Annotated in this window: 19 protein-coding genes and 1 pseudogene; 6 read left to right on the top strand and 14 right to left on the bottom strand. The window is 64.3% G+C overall.

Annotation, left to right across the window (positions count from 1 at the left end; translation table 11 throughout):
- Positions 1–88: 88 nt before the first annotated feature.
- The 8 genes from KVF89_RS25460 to KVF89_RS25425 form a co-directional block, all read right to left on the bottom strand.
- Complete coding sequence (locus tag KVF89_RS25460; protein ID WP_257429825.1) at positions 89–856, bottom strand: hypothetical protein; 768 nt, start codon at positions 854–856, stop codon at positions 89–91.
- A complete protein-coding gene (locus KVF89_RS25455; protein WP_257429823.1) occupies positions 843–1502 on the bottom strand; it encodes a phosphotransferase-like protein in 660 nt (219 codons plus the stop codon). Before KVF89_RS25455 ends, KVF89_RS25460 begins: the two co-directional genes overlap by 14 nt.
- Positions 1503–1957: 455 nt before the next feature.
- On the bottom strand, positions 1958–3085 hold the full coding sequence (locus KVF89_RS25450) for a YcaO-like family protein (RefSeq protein ID WP_257429820.1): 1128 nt from the start codon (positions 3083–3085) through the stop codon (positions 1958–1960).
- Positions 3082–4266, bottom strand: coding sequence for a TfuA-like protein (locus KVF89_RS25445; protein WP_257429817.1), 1185 nt, complete (start codon positions 4264–4266; stop codon positions 3082–3084). Before KVF89_RS25445 ends, KVF89_RS25450 begins: the two co-directional genes overlap by 4 nt.
- Before the next feature lie 245 nt (positions 4267–4511).
- Positions 4512–6221: an ATP-binding cassette domain-containing protein gene (locus tag KVF89_RS30505; protein ID WP_257429814.1), complete on the bottom strand. Its 1710-nt coding sequence runs from the start codon at positions 6219–6221 to the stop codon at positions 4512–4514.
- 97 nt (positions 6222–6318) lie between these two features.
- The gene (locus tag KVF89_RS25435) at positions 6319–7440 is read right to left on the bottom strand and encodes a hypothetical protein (RefSeq protein WP_257429812.1); all 1122 of its coding nucleotides are present in this window, start codon (positions 7438–7440) and stop codon (positions 6319–6321) included.
- Between the two features lie 48 nt (positions 7441–7488).
- Positions 7489–8286 carry a hypothetical protein gene (locus tag KVF89_RS25430; RefSeq protein WP_257429810.1) on the bottom strand — a complete coding sequence of 266 codons (798 nt, stop codon included), beginning with the start codon at positions 8284–8286 and terminating at the stop codon, positions 7489–7491.
- A 27-nt stretch (positions 8287–8313) separates the two neighbouring features.
- Complete coding sequence (locus tag KVF89_RS25425; protein ID WP_257429808.1) at positions 8314–8439, bottom strand: hypothetical protein; 126 nt, start codon at positions 8437–8439, stop codon at positions 8314–8316.
- Between the two features lie 451 nt (positions 8440–8890).
- On the opposite strand from KVF89_RS25425, the pseudogene KVF89_RS25420 reads away from it, so the two are divergent.
- From KVF89_RS25420 to KVF89_RS25410, 3 genes and pseudogenes are all read left to right on the top strand, one after another.
- Positions 8891–9405 (top strand): annotated as a pseudogene (locus tag KVF89_RS25420) (transposase); the annotation flags it as partial.
- Positions 9402–9800, top strand: coding sequence for a transposase (locus KVF89_RS25415; RefSeq protein WP_257429805.1), 399 nt, complete (start codon positions 9402–9404; stop codon positions 9798–9800). The pseudogene KVF89_RS25420 and the gene KVF89_RS25415, both read left to right, overlap by 4 nt.
- Positions 9784–9960, top strand: coding sequence for a transposase (locus tag KVF89_RS25410; RefSeq protein WP_257429803.1), 177 nt, complete (start codon positions 9784–9786; stop codon positions 9958–9960). Before KVF89_RS25415 ends, KVF89_RS25410 begins: the two co-directional genes overlap by 17 nt.
- Before the next feature lie 71 nt (positions 9961–10031).
- On the opposite strand, the gene KVF89_RS25405 is transcribed toward KVF89_RS25410, so the two are convergent.
- The 4 genes from KVF89_RS25405 to KVF89_RS25390 form a co-directional block, all read right to left on the bottom strand.
- A complete protein-coding gene (locus tag KVF89_RS25405) occupies positions 10032–10364 on the bottom strand; it encodes a histone-like nucleoid-structuring protein Lsr2 (protein ID WP_257429801.1) in 333 nt (110 codons plus the stop codon).
- A 538-nt stretch (positions 10365–10902) separates the two neighbouring features.
- The gene (locus KVF89_RS25400; RefSeq protein ID WP_257429797.1) at positions 10903–14106 is read right to left on the bottom strand and encodes a LysM peptidoglycan-binding domain-containing protein; all 3204 of its coding nucleotides are present in this window, start codon (positions 14104–14106) and stop codon (positions 10903–10905) included.
- Between the two features lie 59 nt (positions 14107–14165).
- A complete protein-coding gene (locus KVF89_RS25395; RefSeq protein WP_257429794.1) occupies positions 14166–14603 on the bottom strand; it encodes a pilus assembly protein TadG-related protein in 438 nt (145 codons plus the stop codon).
- Entirely contained in the window at positions 14600–15013 is a 414-nt protein-coding gene (locus tag KVF89_RS25390) for a TadE/TadG family type IV pilus assembly protein (RefSeq protein ID WP_257429791.1), read from the bottom strand. Before KVF89_RS25390 ends, KVF89_RS25395 begins: the two co-directional genes overlap by 4 nt.
- A gap of 203 nt (positions 15014–15216) precedes the next feature.
- On the opposite strand from KVF89_RS25390, the gene KVF89_RS25385 reads away from it, so the two are divergent.
- Genes KVF89_RS25385 through KVF89_RS25375 form a run of 3 tightly spaced genes read left to right on the top strand, consistent with a single transcriptional unit; the run spans position 15217 to position 18522 of the window.
- Positions 15217–16326 carry a tyrosine-type recombinase/integrase gene (locus tag KVF89_RS25385; RefSeq protein WP_257429789.1) on the top strand — a complete coding sequence of 370 codons (1110 nt, stop codon included), beginning with the start codon at positions 15217–15219 and terminating at the stop codon, positions 16324–16326.
- A gap of 4 nt (positions 16327–16330) precedes the next feature.
- Positions 16331–16660, top strand: coding sequence for a helix-turn-helix domain-containing protein (locus tag KVF89_RS25380; protein WP_257429786.1), 330 nt, complete (start codon positions 16331–16333; stop codon positions 16658–16660).
- Between the two features lie 26 nt (positions 16661–16686).
- Positions 16687–18522, top strand: coding sequence for a site-specific integrase (locus KVF89_RS25375; RefSeq protein ID WP_257429783.1), 1836 nt, complete (start codon positions 16687–16689; stop codon positions 18520–18522).
- 76 nt (positions 18523–18598) lie between these two features.
- Here the strand turns inward: KVF89_RS25375 and KVF89_RS25370 are convergent, their stop codons facing one another.
- Both KVF89_RS25370 and KVF89_RS25365 read right to left on the bottom strand, forming a co-directional pair.
- Positions 18599–18994, bottom strand: a complete 396-nt coding sequence (locus KVF89_RS25370) for a TadE family protein (protein WP_257429780.1) — start codon at positions 18992–18994, stop codon at positions 18599–18601.
- 31 nt (positions 18995–19025) lie between these two features.
- On the bottom strand, positions 19026–19217 hold the full coding sequence (locus tag KVF89_RS25365) for a hypothetical protein (protein WP_257429778.1): 192 nt from the start codon (positions 19215–19217) through the stop codon (positions 19026–19028).
- Positions 19218–19299: the final 82 nt, after the last annotated feature.

Raw genomic sequence — 19299 nt, 5'->3', positions numbered from 1 at the left:
AGACTCGGCGCAGGCGAGATTCCACCCACCGACGTCTATAGTACTGAGGATCTTGAAGACGACGGGGCCAGCGAGGATCACTGTCGGCTCAAGCACGGCGTATCCGACGCCCTGCTGGACGTTTCACGGACTCAAGATCTCCGATGTTCGCGAGACTCCGACGCATCTCGGATGCAAACAGTTCGACGGCCCGCCCGCGGAGCCTGAAGAATGTAGTGCGGTCGGCGAAGGTTGATGAGTCCAGCCGGAGCTCAATCGAAACGAATCTCCTTCCCGTGTCGCTACATTTCAAGGTTGACACGAACGCCGCCCAGGTCCACGGGGTCTCCGAGATTCGGTTGCTGACAGCGCGTAGCGCGGCGCGTGCTAAGAGGTCCCCCTCGCTGTGGGTTCGCGGCAGAACCCCAACCCTCGCTGCGGGTCTATTCCGCGATCGATGGCCCTCGCAACTGTCATACGTGACGACGCCGAATTCTTGGGCGAGGACATTGACAAGTGGGAGGATGCGCGGCTCGATGGCTGCCGTCCATGACGGATGCAAGGGGTCGAGATCATCAGCCGCGTGCTCGCCAGACATCCCGACGCGATTGATGTTACCCTCGCTGCTGACATGCAACGTCGCCCGCTGGCGGATACGTTTCGGGTTCATCCACAGGTTGAGGAACGAATCGACGCCGGTCATCGCGTTGGGCGCCTTGTTCCTGTATTCCAAGCCCCAACGAGCGCCCATTGCCATCGCCTCCTCGGCCTCAACTACCGAGATGCCGAGTTGAGTGTGTCCACCACTTGAGCTGGCGTCGCCGACGGAGGACGAAGACAACGCGGCAGCATCTGCCGACGCCTCATCCTTCGACATGGTCACCATGGGCGCGGGCCCGCAGCACAACGCCCCGTGACTCCAGGTAGAGGACTACGCGCTGGAGGACCTGTGGTGCGCTAAGAGCCGACGTGTCAAGCTGTAGATCAACCTCATGGTTCTGCGAAGCCAAGGTCGACTGATACACACCGATATAGGAAGGATGCGCATGACGCGAATTTCTCTTGTCTATCGTTCGCGGATCGGCGCTAAGTTCGATGAAGAGGGGCATGGAAACCCCTTCCTTCTCCAGCATCTTGAGCCGGCGCCACAAATCGGTTGTCACCGGCTGATCGAACGTCTGCCCGTCGACGATCAAGGATGCCCCTGCCCTCAGCATCGCTTCGATGGCAACATTCATGACGAGCAACATCTGGATGGCCTCCACTCCGCTCTCTAGATTGCGGAGGCGAATGCCCGAGGCGGTTTCGCCGTGCTCGACGTACTGAAAGCCACGCTTGCCAAGATTGTTCGGCGTTCCAGCCAACCATTTCGCGGGAATAGTCTTGTAGAACTCGTCCACGCCGAATCTAAGGAGCGGCTCGTGCGATAGTTGCTGGAGCCCGCTAGTGAGCGTCGACTTCCCGACCGCAGATGGACCGTTCACGATGATGCACACGGACGGAAACTTCTCGCTGAGCGACATTGGGAACGCACCCCTCAACCAACAGGACATCGTCGAACTCGGAATCATCGGTAGCGCCCGGCCGACTGGGGACCGACCGCGTTGGGCAAACTGTAGCCTGTGAATCACACCTGAACTGAACTGCCAGCCGGGCAGCCGGAGCCCTCCCCTTCCGTGGCCGTCAGTTCACGACGGCAGCTAGATCGCGAGACGGGGCGCGGTCACGGATGGGCATTACTCGCACAAGGCGGCGACCAGGCACCTTGGAGTAGATGCGCCCGGTCCGAGGCGGCCACGGGGCGTGACTCCCGCAAATAGTCGGAGATGGACTCGACCAGAGATCCTCCACCTCGGCCCGGAGTGGATCGCGCTGGCCGGGCAGCGCCATGATCCGTGCGCCATCCAGTGGGCGGTGTCCTCCATAGCGAAGGTGCGCCGAACCAAGTTGGCGGCAGGGGGAGATCCTGAGGACGCTGTCAGACCGGAACTGTCCGCAGATCGCCGATCGTCAGGCCCGGGGCTAGGACGCGAAGAAAGGCAAGGTCGGACATCGAGTTGTCGAACTCGACAATGATCGGCTCCGCCGACGTACTTTGCACAATCTTCTCCGCCGCCCACTCGACCTCCTCATCGAGACGTCGTGTGGGCAAGTCCGTCACCACCTCGCTCCACTTCATAGTTCCCGGCAGAAGTGGATTGGTGAACGTCACTAATCGGTCGGTCCGCGAGGCTATGTCGTCGCGGGTACCGCTTATCTGCGTAAGTCGCGACTGCACCGCCTCTGTTATCGCACGGGATGCGGCGATCGAAGTGTCAGAGTGGCACCCGGAGCCCCCACAGACTATCGGGTATTCCTCCGACCAGATATGTGCCACAAAGCACGAGACGCCAAACGTGTTGGGAATCTCCGCCAACTCCAGGGTGACGTGCGCCTGGTCTAGGCGAGCAACAAGCGACAGGAGAGAGGCGTCGTCGATGCTCGTGATATCGACCAATCGCCGTGCGTCTTTCCTGCCTGCCGTCAGGCCGCCGGCCAGGTGTCTTTCTATGAGCTCATAGAGACCGTGCAGAGCTGCTTCCGATCGGCTATTTCCTGATGCGATGCCGTTGCTCGAGGAAGCGAACGCCCGAAGATGCCACGGCGACCGCTCGGAGAAGTTGAGCCGTACTGCATCGACCGGCACAAGGATACTCGCACCCGACAACATCCCAATGCCCGGCGTCCAATCGAGTACCAACTGGTCGATGTAGCCATCAGCGATCCGTCTACCCGCCAGGCGGTGTATTGAGTAGGGAAGCTTGAGATCGCGCGCGCACCCTGTATGAGCGGCATCGATGCTTCGCTCAGCATGCCAGAGCTCCAGACTCTCCATTGCGGCCGAAACTCTGGCTAAGGACAACGTAGCGCCTTTGCCTTGCGCTACCGCGAGGGTGGCCGATGTCGGCCGGCACGCAATCGCCACCGGTATGCCTATGTGGTCGAGATGCGTCACATCGCTCACTCTCGTGATGCCCGCTGCGTCGAAGAGGACGCGTGCAGATTCCCAGGTTTCCTCTGGGGATACCGAGCGATATGTTCCAGGAAGCCGCAGACGTTCGATCATGAGAGATCGGGCTCCTCGCGCGCCCGTCGTCGGTGCTGGTCGTAGAGATGGCCAAGCAGCACCTTTGGCGTGGAGGTCAGGCAATCCTCCCTCGAAGCGAACCCTCGCGCACGAGCTTCCCGGCCCAGACCTCCGCGCGGCACGCCCCAGATCTGGGACAGTGCATGTTCGATCTGGAGCGCGCTCAGGTCGGACGGCCCGGACTCACGGGCCAGGTCCCACCGCCACAATTGGAGGTACGCCACCAGCCGCTCCACGTCCGCGGCAGACTCGTCCCTTAGCAGAACATCGAAGTCGCCAGGGGAGGTAGGTAGTTGAGGACACCACAACTCACTGGCAGTCTCGATATTCGCTGGCCTCACATATGGAAGAATTGTGTGCAGGCGGTCAACCAGGCGCAGGCTCTCATCAAGCGACAGGATCTCCATGTATTCACGCCAATGTGAACTGAAATCAATACCGAATACTTGCTGATACAATACTCTTTCCCGGTGGGAAGGTCGATCATGCGCTGAGGCATACCGATCACTCCACGCGTTCACCAGCGGAGTCCGCCACCATGGACCGAGATCGCGCTCAGACGTGTACCTGTCGCTCGCCAGGTGTTGGCCAGGCTGAGGCAGTGCCCGCAGGGCACCGACTGCGTCGACCCACTTGACATCGCCGAACCGAGCGTCTCGGCCCAGCATGGACGTCAGCCACGCGCACAGATTCACGCCGTCATGGCCGACACCTCTCCACGCCTTCGTCAAGGCAGGCATACTGCGTAGCGGATAGTAGATATTTCGGGCTGTGTCAATGAACTCGGCCGCCCGATCATTCCCGCCCAACACTCCCGTCTCCGCCGCGAGCGCAACCCACTCGCGGACACGAACCATCGGCACACTCACTGCCCTGACGTCGTCGGCAGAAGCCTGAGCCACCGCAACTTCATCATCACCCTCGAGTTCTCCGCTGCGGAAGCGCGCGAAAACTGTTCCGTGCCCGACCATGCCGTAACGACAAAGCTCGGCAGCGCGTAGGGCCCCAAGGCTCGAGCAACCATGAACAGACACACCGGCGTCGAGAAGAACGAGGATCTCCTTGTGCCGAACCGCTCTTTCCTGATGAAAGTTCCCATCGATGATAAGAACGGAATCGCCCATCTTCAACCCGGTGGCGAGAAGGTCACCATGGCGCACCGGAGGGCGAGCTTCAATCGGAGTGCGCTGTTCCCAATGCTGTCGGACCTCTTGCGGACTGATCGTGGGACCGCTGTAGGAGACGTACCTCAATTGAAACCTCCATGGACACGGGGTGCCTAAGAAAGATGGTCCGGCGGGTAGGAGCCCAGTCGGTGCACTGGCCCTTGGGAAAGTACACCTCGCACGCGCCGCCTCGGCGGCCGCAGCTACCGCACGAAACGAGAGCTCTCGGTCTCTCGACATCACGTTGCGTGGCCAGCAGCACCCTCCGTGTCGTCCAGAACGACCACAACGTCACTGATCGTACGAGCAACGGGCGAGTGGTCGGCAAGCACGACGGCGACGCCTAGATCCGCGGTCTCGCGGACCGTACGAAAGAACTGCTGAACCGAAGCAACATCGAGACCACGAGTTGGCTCATCCAAGATGACGAGTCGCGCGGGCTTCGACATCGTCCTGGTCAATTCCATACGGCGAAGCTGGCCGGTCGACAGATTCCCCACTGGAACCTGCAAGTGGTCGGAGCAGTCGAATCTCCACGACTTTCCACCTGGCCGACAAGGAGCAAGCCCTTCGCCGCCCATCTCTACACTCAACTTCGCGACCTGGAGCTCACCTGATAGGGCGCCGACAGGCACAGGGTATGCCGTGCTGTCGGCGCCAAGATAGGCAATGTCCACTGGTGGCTTGAAGCCCTCGGAGTACGAGACGCGTCCCTGGGTTGGCTGAAACAGCGACGTTGCCAAACGAAGTGCCGTGCTCTTGCCTGCGCCATTCGCTCCGAGCACAAGAACAACCTGTCCAGCATAGGCTGAGAAGGATACGCCTTCCAGTGCAAAACCCTCACTACTCGGGTAGCGAAAGCTGACATTTGAAAACGTCACGACCGGAGCTTTCGCTCCGATGTTGATATCAATACGGCACGTCGGGTCTCGATCAACTTGGCCAAGCTCGTTCACCAGTTCCTCGAAAGAACTGAACTCCTCCGCGATCTGGCCGCTGGCCGACGCACCTGTCTTGAGAAATCTCCTCGCCATAGCGAGCGCCGCGACTGCCATGCCAACGTCAGCTACGCCTGCCGCTCCTGAGAAGACAGCGAAACCAAGACTCGAATAGACGAGACAGTTTGCCATCCCACGGTAGATCGAGTTCTTCATGTTCAACCGACTGAGCGAGCGCATCCCCGATTTCGTGGCAGCGAACTCGCGATCAGCCGCTTCCAGATACGCGGCATAGAGAACGGAATCGACGCCGTGGAAATAGCGCTCCAAGGCCCCGCTGTCGCTGAACAGCGCGTCAGCAAGAGAGTCCTTCTGTCGTTGTGATCGCGACTCGATGCGCCGTTGCTGTCCAGCGGCGACGCCCATGCGCTTGGATGTCCAGTACGCTACCCACGACGCGATTGCAACAGTTGCCGGCAATAGCCAGCTCACGCTAACGAGAACACTCCCGATTGCAGCGAGCGGCAGATAGGAACCGAGCCAGGCGGCGACTACCTTGTCGCTGAGCCGGGACACTGAGTACGCGCCCCGTTCGCGAACGTGCAAGAAGTTCTGATCGTCGTGAGTGCGCGTAGGCGCCAATAGAGATAGTTTGACAACTTCCTGCTCGATCACTCGGTCCACGCTCTTGCCGATGGCTGCCCTCGTCCGGGAGTTCAAGATTGTGGCCGCACGTGCTGTGCCCATGGTTGCCGCCAGTAGCGCCGACCACGGCAAAATCGTCAAAGCGCTTGTGTCCGGATAGCTCTCTAAGGCACGAATGACGGTCCTGATGCATAGCAGCCCTAGAACTGATCCGACAGCGACTGTCAGATGAAGCGCAAGAGAAGCGGCGAACAGGCGTGGCTCGAGCGAAGCGCTGGTGCGTACGCTCTCGACGAACAAGTTCAGGTTCAGGCGCAGACGCCCTGTGCCGGGCGATTTTGACGCAAGTCTTGAGAGGTTGATCACGGAATGCGTGCTCGGGAAACGTGGGTAGCCATGGAGATTTCACCTGAAGGCTTGGAAACCGGCAGCCGAGGCGCCTTGTGCGGCCCCTTCCCGATACTCACGGCCTCTGGTCAACCAGTTCGCGAACGCGCCGAATCGAGTCACGGTTCGTCCCTGCTCCGGGAATCAGGAAATGTCCGACAGGTGTTTCGCAAACCGTTTCTTGATCGAGTTCAAGAACCACCACGCCCCGCGCTGAGAGCGCGGTGCGCCTAATCTCAAACCCGCTGTACTGCGACGATGGATATGTGAGAGGCTGAGCGCCCAGGTCCGCCACGGGCGGCGACCTGTCGGCGTCAGCGCGCCGTTGGCGCTCTGCCTCGTCGGCGGCGGACAACATGGACAAGAACCGCGCAGATGATTCGCACATCTCAGGAAAGACCTCGACGACACGCTGGATCAGCGATGCCAATTCTGGCGCTACAAGCGAATTCATTGCGGCGTCAACAGCGGATTCCCATTCTGCTTCTGTCAGAAGCTTCAGAACCAAGAGCGCGTCGAAAATGTCACACGTAGACCAGGTTCTTGTGAAGCCCTCGTTCGCAATCGAGATAAGCTGCCTGACTGGTCCGGTCTGCGGGATGTCACGTCGAATCGGCACTTGCTTCGAGTGGTTGATGAAGGCGAATGTGCTGATCTCAAGGCGGAGCTCCGGATCCAGAAGAGGGTCAGGCGACGGCCGGTGGAGACTCACGACATAGTGGGTCTGTTCGTCCGAGCACTCGAAGATCTCAAGCCGAACTCGTTTCGGATCGAACGCCCGTCTGGCCGCGATTACGGCGCTCCAGAAATCTGACCGATCTTGGCTCGGACAAACTACGTCCAGATCTCCTACAGGACGCACAATCCCTCGCGGGTACAGCGACGATAACTCAGGTCCCTTGATGACGAACGCCGAGGGCGACCTCGCGGCCACGGCTTGCCAAACTGCGCTATAGATCTCCGCGCGATCTCGGGCTCGGTCGAGCTCGTCTTTGGCTCCACGAGTTAAGAGATGTGGGTTTTCGTGAGCTAGAATAGATATCACCAGAGCGGCGATACGACTTCCAGAACTGTTCAGCCGAGCCTTTGACAGCAATTGGGCCGGCCCGAAGCCTCGTGGAGCAGATAGAATTTGCCGCAATTTCTCTTCGGAAAACTCCACGGTCATTGGAATTTCCGTATTTCCCGCATGAATCACGAGATCGCCTACCTGAAATAGTTCTCCGTGGCGCCAAAGGCCGCCGACTCAAAATGAAGATATGTCTCTTTGAAGGAGGGCGTAGAGCGGAATCCACCCACTTTCGATCAAGCGGTCCAAGATCGTGCGAGCGCCGCTGCGACCGGTGCCTTCGCCTGGGAGATGGGTCACGTTGCCCACAAGGTCCTGCTTGCGATTGTTCGCCGCGACGATGGCTTCCCTAGTAAGAGCGCGCCGTGCCGTGCTCGCGCACGGCCCATCCTCCACCAGCAGGTCAACCAGTTCCATGAACGGGGTGGACGATTGCCCATCGTTCGGACATGGTGACAGGAGCGTCGCGTGCCCCACTGTGGACCGACATTCGTCACAGAGCGCGACGTACGATATCCGGCGAGGATCCGACATCCACGCGTCTACGTATTCGGTGACACGATCATCCAGCACGGTACGACCTAGAGCCAGCCGCGTGCCGTCCTTGATGGCTCGGGCTAGCCAACGTTCGACCAGCAGGTCGTCGTGCGCGCTACGGGAACGGCAGGTCTGGACCTGATGCTTCGTACTTGCAAGGGGCGCGTCAGGTCCATAGGGCTGGTCATCGCCCTTCCAGCGGACGTACGTCGTGGTTCTCTGCCAGTCGGCCAGTGGCAGCTCAAGTCGGTCGCAAGGTATGCGCGCGACGACACGCGTTACGTTCGCGTCCTGAATCTTGTCCTCGAAGTGGCGGACTGCCCATTGAGCAGATGTTGTCACGCCAGCGACGTTCGCTGACTCAATATAGAGGACGGTCTCCGCGCTTACGGCGTCCCAAGCGAAGCCCGCTTTCGGCATGGAAAGGCTCGACGCCATCCGCGTTGGCGTTGTGCAAGCCTGCGCCTATTCGGCGGAGCCGTCGTCGTCGTCGGTCACGACGTCGGCTTCTTCAAGCTCCGTGATCAGTTCCAAGTGCGCGATGCGATGGTGGCGGGTAGGCATCGTTCGACCGATTCCGATGGCGCTCATGCGGCGGTCCCTCCTCGGGATATGCATTCTGGTAAGGGCTAACTGTAGAGCCCTGTTGGTAGATGGACAACCCTCAACCAGTAGTGCGACGCAGTACGGAAGAGGTCGCGGCCCCAACTCTGATTCGGTGGCGCGACCGCGGACAGGAGGAGAGTCCCGGGGAGTGGTGGGTTTGAGGGCCGGCAGCGAGGCGTGAAGACGTAGAGGGCCATCGGCGGGATCTTCGGTGTGTACGGCCAAGCACTCATCGAAGAAGGAGGTCCACCGATGGCCTTACCCGGTCTGCTCTGTCCGAACTCGTCGAGGCATTCCGCACCGGTGATGGCGTTGATCTGGTCCGTGATTCGGTCCGGGTCGCGCTGGAGGAGTTGATCGAGCTCGAAGCCACCGAACGCACGGCGCCGCACCCTATGAACGCACCGAGGTCCGCGTTGCTGAACGCAACGGTCACCGTCCGCGGCAGTTGACCACCAAGGCCGGCGATGTCGAGCTGCGGATCCCGAAGCTGCGCGAGGGGTCGTTCTTCCCGATGATCCTCGACCCCGCCGTCACATTGACCAGGCGTTGTACGCGGTCGTGATGGAGGCCTACGTCCACTGCATCTCCACCCGCAGCGTCGACGACCTCGTCGAAGCGATGGGCGGCACCGGTGTCTCGAAGTCTGAGGTCTCGCGGATCTGCGCCGGGATCGACGAGACCGTCGGTGCGTTCGGCGCCCGCACCCTGGACCACGTCGAGTTTCCCCTACGTCTACCTGGATGCGACCTACCTCCACGTCCACAATGCCCCCGGCAAGGGCGGACAGGTCGTGTGTCGATGGCCGTGGTCGTCGCGACTGGTGTCACCGCCACCGGTGAACGGGAGATCCTCGGCCTGGGCGTCGACGACAGTGCGGATCGGCGAAGACGCAGTGTTCTGGCGCAGCTTCCTGCTTTAGCCTCAAGCAACGCGGACTGGCCGGTGTGAATCTCGTGATCAGCGACCAGCATTCCGGCCTCGTGAAAGCGTTGAAGCGGGCGTTCCAAGGTGTTGCGCATCAGCGGTGCCGGGTCCACGTCGCCCGCAACCTGATCACCCACCTCCACAAGGGGCAGGCCGACTATGTTGCTGCGGCGTTCCGGATGATCTTCGCCCAGCCCACCGCCGGGGACGTCCATGCGGCGTGGGACGGGACCCGCGACGAGCTCGCCGCCCGATTCCCCAAGCTCGGCCCGCTGATGGACGAGGGGAAGGCTGAGGCCACCGCGTTCACCGCCTTCCCACGCGAGCACTGGCGCAGGATCTGGTTGACCAACCCGCTCGAGTGGGTTGGTCAACAAGGGAATCAAGCGCCGCAGCCGGGTCGTGGGCATCTTCCCTAACGCCGCCGCGGTGATCCGGCTGGTGGGAGCGGTGCTGATCGACATGCACGACGAGTGGATCGCTGGCGAGCGCCGCTACCTGTCCGAGGGGTCTATGGCCAAGCTCTACGACGCCAGCGATACTGAGCCGGTCGCCGCCATCGGGAGCAGCGACGTGTAGGCACTGAGGATTACCTCAAAACCCGCCACCCCTCGGGGGCTCTGTCCAAACGCAGGGATGTGTCCGGAAGCTCATCGCCGGGCGTCATATGCCTCAAGCACTCCGGCAGGAATGCGACCGCGCCCGGGCACATCGATGCCGTGAGCCACAGCCCAGGCGCGGACATCCTTGGCGACATAGCCGTTCTTGGAGGATGCGGAGGTGACCTTGCGGCGTCCGCTCGTCTTGGTGGCCTGCTGCAGGTAGGTAGCGATCGCCTTGTCGAAGCCAGCTGCTTCCTTGTTGGTGAGGTCGATGCGGTAGGCGATGCCGCGGTAGGCGAACTCGATGCTCTCGCCCTTGCCGGTCTTGATCTCCTCGCCGGAGAGGTCACTGATCAGTTGAGTCACTACACGCTGGGCCATGACGGGGCGCCTTCCAAAAGGGGAAATCTAGGGGTGATAGTGATCCACCCTAGGCCGAGGCCGGAGCCGGATCCACTTCCGACGCATGGCAGCAGCTGGGCAGAACGCACTCGGGCTGGCCAACGAGGGTTGCTGGATCGGGCGTGGCTGTTTGAGATTCAGAGAGTTCGTGCTCGGCTTCCCGAGAAACACCGGTCTACCTCTGGTTCCGCCTCGGGTCCGGCAAAAGAAGAGAGCTGCTGGTGAGTGGAGAACATGGCCGGCGACGTGATTGGTATGTGCGAACGTCGGTGACGGCGGGTGGAAGGAGCGGCCAGAGAGCAGTGGCTCCGGGCTGGAGTCGTTCCTGGAGAACCTGATCGCCAATGTCCCCAGAGCGAGTTGATCCGGACGGACACCGCCGGCGAACCTCGCCCTCGGGGGTCCTGCGAGGGGATGAGTTCGACTTGGGACAGGGGCCATTGGCTGATGCGTAAGCGGCACTCGCCCTTCTGTATGGACTGCGCCGAACTGGTCGACCGGTTGTTGAATGGCGACGTCAAGGTCGCGTCTCTTCACCGGTATGACGTTTCGGACTGCGGCTTCGGAGGAGGGCCGCTGAACGCTCAGGGAGTTCGACTGGGCCGAGGTGGTCGTCTGTGCGGAGCAGGATGCCGTTGGTGATTTGTCGTTCGGCTGCTGCTGTGTGGCCGGTGGCGGCGGCGACGGTGATGAGGTCGAGTCTGCCGGTTTCGTCGTATGGAGCTGCGTGGTGGCTGGTTTCGGCGGAGAAGCGGGCAAGCTCGAGGTCCTCGATGGCCAACGCGTGGGTGGTGACGATGTGGGCGACGTCGACAACGGCGCAGGTGGCGATGTGGTCGAGTCGGTCGCCGTCGAGGAGCCATGTCCATCCTTCGGCACGCAACTGCGAGAACGGTTCGCCGGCAACGAGCCTGAGCGCCTGGACGAGATCATCGATGCCATGGGCGCCACGGCTCTGCCCACGGGCGCGAAGTCGCCGGAAGAGGTCGAAGTCGGTGAGAACACCCTGAAGCGCGTACTTCGCCCCACCAGGCTCACCAGGAGCCTTCCGTGACCGCGCGCTCGGGAGGTGCGGTTGCCCGGTGGTGGGGTCGTTGCCGAGCCAGTGTCGTAGGACGCTGAGGTCGGTCCGTGCGCGCTCGACTCGGATGCCGAAGGCATCGGCGACCTCGGCTGCACTCGCTCCTTGGGGGTGGAGGGCCAGGTAGGCCAGCATTTCGACGTAGTAGGGCTTGCGGCGGGCGACTTGCTTCGCGTCGCCGGCAGTGCGGGCGTTGGCCGGACCGAGGAGCGTCAGCTGGGGTACGAGGACGACGGGTGCCTCCCAGCGGGCCAGGTCGTCATCGAGGGTCGGGTCGGACTCTCGGATCGCGTTCGCGGCGTCGTCGGTTGCGAGCGGTGCGAGGCGGTCGATGTCATCGGCTGTGGTGGCCGCACTGTGTTCGTACCCCGCGGCGTCTAGGGGAAGCAGTGATCCCTCACCCGCAGGACCCACTGGACGCGGCTGGGTCAGTGCTGCTGCGAGTGCGCCGGCTGCGTCGGTGGCGGTAGTGTCGCGCGAGACGGTGATGTTCGGGTCGACCCGAGATCCGTTGGCTTCGGCTGGACTGGCGGGGATGTCGATGTTGGTCGGGTAGTCGCGGGTGATGTCGACCAGCGCGGCGCACGCCGCTGCCTCCTCGCTCGTAAGGCCTGCTGCAATGAGGTCGAGGCCCACGGTTTCGATCCGCAACCGACCCTGCGAGAGGTGAACGACGGCGCTGTGGGCGGAGGGTTGGCCGCCGATGGTGATGATCGTGGCTCCGGGCCGGCGTGGGTGGCTGGTCACGATCGTGGCGACCTTGTCGTGGATGCCGGGATCGGCCAGCTCCGCACTGGCGACGACGGCCCGGAAGCGGTCAGGCTCAAGGTGCGGGTCCTCTGATTCCAGATCGGTTCCGATCTGCTCGAGGAACGCGGTGTCGCCGTCAGCATGGTGGCGCATGCGCAGCGGGTCGATCTCGACCAACTCGGCACCGATGCCGAGAGTGTCGATCTCGACGAGTCGTGACCAGGGGTTGAGCGAGAGTTCGGCTGCAATGTGCCGCCCGAGCGCCTCGGACAGCTGGCGGTCGCCGGTCAGGGTGACGACGCGCAAGCGCTCGAGATTCACGAACACGAGCGAGCCGTCACTGGTCTGTCCGATGCTGACCAGGAGCGGGCACGGTGCCGCGATGTCGGCATCGTCGTCGGCCTCCGGTGCCAGTTGGTCTCGGAGATCCAGGGTCCAGGTCGTGTTCGCTCCTTGCCACGGGCTCGGCAGGTGGTCGGCTTCATCGAGTTCGAGCGAGAGCAGTGTGTCGCTGAGCCGCGCGGTCTTGATGCCCACTGACGGGTGGGTCGCCGAGAGAGCGCGCAATGCGCGGTCCATGTCCTCGATGCGGGGAGCGGTGAGCGACCCGCTTGCATGGATCGACTTCTCGGTCGCGCGTAGCTCGGTTGGCGGGGCTTGGAGGATCCTGCCTGGTCGGCGGTAGCGCTGTTGGGTACGTCGGTGCTGTCGTAGGGCGATCAGCAAGGCGCCTGCCAATCCGGCACCGCCTGCGGTCAGGCCGGGCAGCAGCCATCCTGGTGTTTGGCGGTCGTCGTCGTGCTGAGACACAACGGCGTCTGAGGAGCGGGTCGGTTCCGCTTCTGCAGCTGTCGTTGGCGGAGGTGGGGGTGGGAAACCTGGACGGGCGTCGCCGGGGCTCGGCGGCGGGCCGAGTTCTTGCTCTGGGTCCGGGCTAGCCGGACTGCCTTCCCGTTCTGTCGGGTCGTTGGCGGGGATGGTGATGTGCCAGCCCGGTCTGATGAGGTCCGGGTCGGTGAGGTGGGCGCCATCGGGTTGGGGGGTTCCGATGCTGGCTCGATACAGCCGCGGGTAGGCCGTGGCATCACCGACGGTCTTGTTGGCGATCTCGGAGAGCGTGTCGCCGGGCTGGACGACATAGGTCGTCTCGCCGAGGTCTCTGCCCAGATCTCCGCCGAGATCTTCGCTGGGCCTCTCGCCGCGGCTATCGTCGGTCTGGTTGACGGAGGGAACGCGGAGGACGGTCCCTGGGGTGAGGAAGTCGGGTCGCCCGTTGAGCACTCCGCGGTTGAGGTCGACCAGTTCGACGTACCGGGTGCCGTCGCCGAGCCGTTCCTTGGCGATCTTCCAGAGGCTGTCGCCGCGACGCACGGTGTATGCCTCTGTTCCGCTCGTCTCGTCGACGTGCGCCGTCGCCGCCCCGATCGCTGTCGAGACCCCCGCCGATGCCGGCGTTGATGTTGCTGTCGGCGGGGATGAGGGAGCGACTGCCGGGGTTGGCGAGTTCATAGGGCGCGTGGCAGGGACATGGACAGGAGCTGGGGCCGCGTCCGCGCGCGGAGTGTTCACGGCCGCGGTGACGGCACTGAGGGTGGGTAGGGCGATGAACAAGAGCGAGGCGGCGCCGACCAAGCGGGCCGATGCCATCTGCGGTACGGCCAGCCCCGGCAGGTGAGGTGCGCGGACGCCGCGGACGCGGGCGACGAGTTCGAGGATGATGGAGGCGCTGAAGATTCCCCACGCGACCCAGGCGACGGTGCCGATGACCGCGAGGGCGAGGGTGCCGTCGTCACGTGAGGTGAGTGTGGACCAGCCGAACGCCGTGGCCGACGGTCCGGCCTCGATGGCCAGGAGCAGTGCCGGCGTGCCGAGGACGAAGACGAGCAGCACGACGACTGCTCCCAGCCCGGCTGCGCGCGTCCTGAGGTGGGACGGTGTCAGGTTCCTCTTCATCGGGGGTCGCCTCCCAGGGTGCGGACGAGGTGGGCTGTAGCCCTACCGGTGACCGGCAGGTCGCCGGCGACGACCGCGCCGAGGAATCGCGGCTCGTAGCGGTCGTGAACGGTGACGGTGATGGTGTCGGCGCTGGAGACCTCGACGGTTCCGGTGAGGCCTGCGGTTTCGAGGTAGCGCAGCGCCGCTGCGCGTGCCGCGGCGACATCGATCGCGAGGCTGCTGCCCTCGATGGCCGGTGGCCCTTGGACTTCCTGTCCGCCGGCGCGGGCGGCTTGTGCGGCGAGGTCGTGCGCGCGCTGCTGCGCGTGGACCTGACCGCCGAGGTCGACGGCGAGGCCGACCAGCAGGATCATCGCGAGGCTCGAGGTGACCAGCCAGATGCTCACGGACCCGCGCTCGCCGCGGCCCTTTCGCAGGTCCAGGTGTGTCATGTCCGCTCCCGCCACGTGTCGAGTGGGCTCGACATCGTCGAGCGGAGGATGCGACTGCCGGGGATGCCGGGAATGGCGAGGTCCGACAGGTCGAGTCGGCAGGAGACGGTCACCGAGACGACGCCGGGTTCGCCCGGGGGCTTGAGGAATGCTGCGGTGTCGACCGTGGCGAACACTGCGGTGCATGGGACATCCTGGTTGGCGAGACTCGACTTCGCTGCTGTCAGTGCGTCGGCTTTGGCGGCGGTGGCGTCGCGTGCGATGGAGGCGGAACGTGCGGCGTCGGCTGCGGCGCTCTGGAGGGCCTGGTGGCTGGTGGCGGTGCGTCCGCCGAGGATGATCAGGCCGATGAAGAGGACGAAGGCGGGTACGCCGACGGCTGCTTCGATCGAGGCGGATCCCCGCTCCATTGGCGGTCTCATCATCGAACTCCGGCTCATGGTGTCCCTAATGCCGTGGGTTCCCCAACCCCCTGATTTCCGTCTGTGGCCGTTGTTCCTGCTCAACGCGGGCATCCGACACCTCCATCCATCTTCGAGAGAATGTCGGGATTCCCGAACAGCGTCTGATATCTATGACCTGTGCATCTGATTCGTGATCCCAAGGTCCGCTCGTGACGCTGGCGGTGGTGCGGTCGATCGACTCTCCGCGACGGCTTGCCTCGGCTGCCGACATCGAGGAGTTCGAGCAGGACATCGTTGACCAGCACGCACTGGCGATGGTGGGCGCCGGACTGACCGACGGCTACATCGACGCCGAGCGCTCCGCGGTGATCGAGTTCGCCCGCTACCTTGGCGAGCCGGTGTGGAAGGCCACCGGCGACGACGCCGACCGCTACCTGACCTGGCTGCGACGCGACCGCGGCCTGGCCCGATCCACGGTGGAGTCCAAGGCGACCGCCGTGGCACGGTTCTTCGAGTTCATGATCGCCCGCTACCAGGGCGACATCCACGCACTCACGGGCGTCGTTGTCGCCCAGCCGATCGACGAGTTCAACCGTCCCGCGTCGACCTGGACCCGCGCCGTGCGAGTACCGCCCAGCGACGACGATGTCGACCACCTCTTCGCCAGCTGGGGCGACGCGCTGCCCGACCAGCGCAAGTACCTGACCGCTGCCCGCGACTACATGGCTGCATCGCTGTGGCGACGCGTCGGGCTGCGGCTCAACGAGACCGTCATGCTCGACCTGCGTGACTGGCGCCCCGACCTCGGTGAGTACGGCAAGCTCCATGTCCGCTACGGCAAGGGCTCGCGCGGTCGCGGACCGAAGACCCGGCTGGTACCGGCCATCAATGGCGTCGACGACCTGCTGACCTGGTGGCTGAGAGACGTACGCCACCAGTTCGGCGACGACTGGGAGAACCCCGAAGCGCCACTGCTGCCGAGCGAGCGCCACGACCCGATGACCAACCTCCCCACCAGGGCGGGCCCCGACACGCTGCGTTCCGGTTTGGTCGGGGCCGTCGAACGATGGTTGCCGGGCTGGAACGGCCGCCTGACACCGCACGTGTTGCGGCACTACTGCGCCAGCACGCTCTACCACCGCGGCATGGCGCTCAAGGCCATCCAGGAGCTGCTCGGCCACGAGTGGCTCAAGACAACCACCGTCTACGTCCACGTCCACAGCGACCACATCGAGCACGCCTGGGCCGAATCGAACCAGCGCCTCACCGACCGGTTCGCTCTCGGTACCGACTTCAACGCCGACTCGAAGGAGCGATGATCCGATGCAGTGGAACCTGCGCATGGCTGCGGCCGAACGCGGCATCTGGAAGTCCACCGAGTTGCGGCGGCTCTTCGCCGAAGCCGGACTCGAGATCTCCGCCGGCAAGATGTCGGCGTTGTGGACCGGCACCCCGACCACCATCCGCCTCGACGACCTCGACGTGATCTGCGCGGTCCTCGACTGCGAGCCCACCAAGCTGCTGATCCGCGAACCCGACAAGGTCGCGGCACGCAGGTCGGCGAAGACCGCGACCGGTGAGGAGCCCCAGGCTGCTCCCGGCCCGGCGGTGCAGCCACGACTCGGCCGCAACCGCACCAAGCCGCCGGCGTAGGCACAGGGAACGGCGCCGGCACAGAAGTGGCGAAACCACCCAAGCCCTGCACCATCTGCCGCGCTCGTCCAGTCGCCTGGACCACCCCGCGCGTCGACTACTGCTACGACTGCCTGCCCGGCGGTCCCTTCGCCCCGCCCGCCTGCAGCCGCTGCGGAACCGGCGGAACCGCCGATGAGGGCAATGACAGGCACGACGATCGGCACCACGATGGGCACGACGACGGGAACAACGGCTACCCCTACGACGTCGCCTACTACTCCCAGGGTCTGTGCACCCGCTGCCACCCGAAGGCGCCGCAGCACGTCGAGTCGTGTCGTCATTGCCTGGCCTGGGGTGTGATCCGCAAGTACAAGTGGCTGTGCTGGCGCTGCACCAGCTGGCGTGCGCGACTCGACCGAGGAACCTGTCGGATCTGCCGCCGCCCCGACCTTCCCGTCACGCCCGACGAGGTGTGCAACCTGTGCGACCGACAGCGAGTAATCGCCCTCGGATCCAGTCTCGAGGAAGCCAACGCCGGCGGACAGCAGCTCTACCTGGCCAACATCTCCTGGGAACCGACCCGCACGGCGCATGGAACCGCGCGACGACGCGCCATCCCCTTGAACCCGCGCGCCGCTCGGCGGGCCGACCAACGTGCCAGGGACCGCCTCGCGTTCTATCCCGTCGAAGAGGTCCAGCTGACCCTGTTTGACATGCCCCGTGACCTGCCTGCGGCCCGCGCTGCCGCCGAACGCAACGGCGGATACCCGGATCCGCCGCACCCGCGGATGGACGCTTACCTCGACGCCGCGGTGCGCGACCACGCCCGCCGCCACGGCTGGTCCAAGTCCAGCACCCACCGTGCCCAGAGGTCGATGCGGGTCCTCCAACTGATGCAGGACACCCCCGGCGCCATGCTCTCGGCGAGCGACGCGATGCTGCTCAACGACATCGAGCTGGCAGCGATCCCGGTCATCGACATCGCTACCGCGATCGGGGTCATGCTCGACGACCGGGAGCCAGCGATCGACCGCTGGTTCGCCGACACCATCGCCGACCTGCCCGCTCCCATGCAGGCAGAGCTGCGCGACTGGTTCGACATCATGCTCAACGGGTCGACCACGCCACCGCGACGACGTCCCCGTGAACAGGAGACCATGCGGCACTACCTGCGCGGCGCCATGCCCGCCCTGACGATCTGGGCCGGTCAGGGACACACCTCGCTGCGCGAGATCACCCACGCCGACGTCATCGCGACCCTGCCGCCGTCGGGCAACCCGCGCTCGATCATGGGAGCCGGGCTCCGCTCCATCTTCACGCTGCTCAAGGCCCGCAAAGTCCTGTTCGTCAACCCCATCGCACGCGTCCGGACCGGTACCCACGAACGCCGCCAACCCCTGCCCCTGGACACCGCGAGTATCCAGAACGCACTGAACTCGCCCGAGCGCGCCTGCGCCGCGATCGCCGCCCTCGCGGCCTTCCACGGCGTCCGCACCCGCGACATCCGCTACATGCTGCTCGCCGACCTGGCCGACGGGCGCCTGCGCATCGACCAGCCCAAGGACAAGCGCAACATCCTGCTCGCCGAACCCGTCAAGATCCGACTCGCCGCCTGGCTCGACCAGCGCACCCGACGATGGCCCAACACCGCCAACCCCTACATGTTCATCAACCACCGCAACGCCGGGAACCTCACCCCGGTCGGCTTCCACTGGGTCAGCCGCACCATGGACGTGCCCGTCAGCGTCATCCGCGACGACCGGATCCTCCACGAGGTCAACGCCACCGGCGGCGACCTGCGTCGCATCTGCGAACTCTTCGGCATCAAGGTCGAAACCGCCCTGCGCTACCTCCCCAGCCCCGACCTCGAGGACCTCTGACCTCCAGCCACCACGCGACGGGCCCTGAGTTCGCGAACTCAAGGCCGCGATCACGGTCTGTGAGAGGCTGAACCCGTCAGTTCCCACGGTTCACCCCTTCAGAATTCGCGAACTCACCTGAGGGTGCGGTCAGCCGTTCGACGGGGACGCTCGCGGTCTGGGTGACGCGGGGGTGCCAGCCGGGGATGACGCTGAGGCTGACACCGGTGACGGTGACCGTCACGGTCGTGGTGGTGCGGTCGGCCGTTGCGGTCGCCGTCGCGAGGACGTCGTCACCGCCGGCGGTGGCTACGAATGCGGTCGCGGCTGTGACGCCCGCACTCTCGGTGCCATGTTCGGCGCCTGCCGCGCGGGCTCCCTCCTGGGCGGCGGCGATGGCGACCGTGCGGGCGTGGTGGTAGAGCGCGGCCTGCATGCCGAGGAACAGGATCGCGAACAGTGCGGGCAGCACGATGACGAGCTCGATGCTCACCGAGCCCCGTATGCTGCCGGCCGACCGGCGGCTACTTGATGTTGCCGGCCTGGGCCGTGACATAGGCCTTCACCGCTGCGGCGACCAAGCCGACGAACCCGATCGCCGCCACCGCCCACAGAACGTGCTCGATGGTGACCGAGCCGCGCTCGGATGCTTGGCGATGTAGGCGCGCTGGGAGTCGGTGGGCGATCGCGTGGATGGTGACGAGCAGTTTCAACATGGAATCCTCCTGGCGGTTCCTTCCGAGACAGTGCTGATCCGGGGTTGCTGGTACCGGCTCCTGGTGTGGCCTGTGCTGTTGT

It is taken from the genome of Nocardioides carbamazepini, assembly GCF_024614185.1.
In the GTDB taxonomy this organism is placed as follows: Bacteria; Actinomycetota; Actinomycetes; order Propionibacteriales; family Nocardioidaceae; genus Nocardioides; species Nocardioides carbamazepini.
Note: the sequence above shows the minus strand (reverse complement) of the source record. Positions and strands in the feature narration are given on the sequence as shown.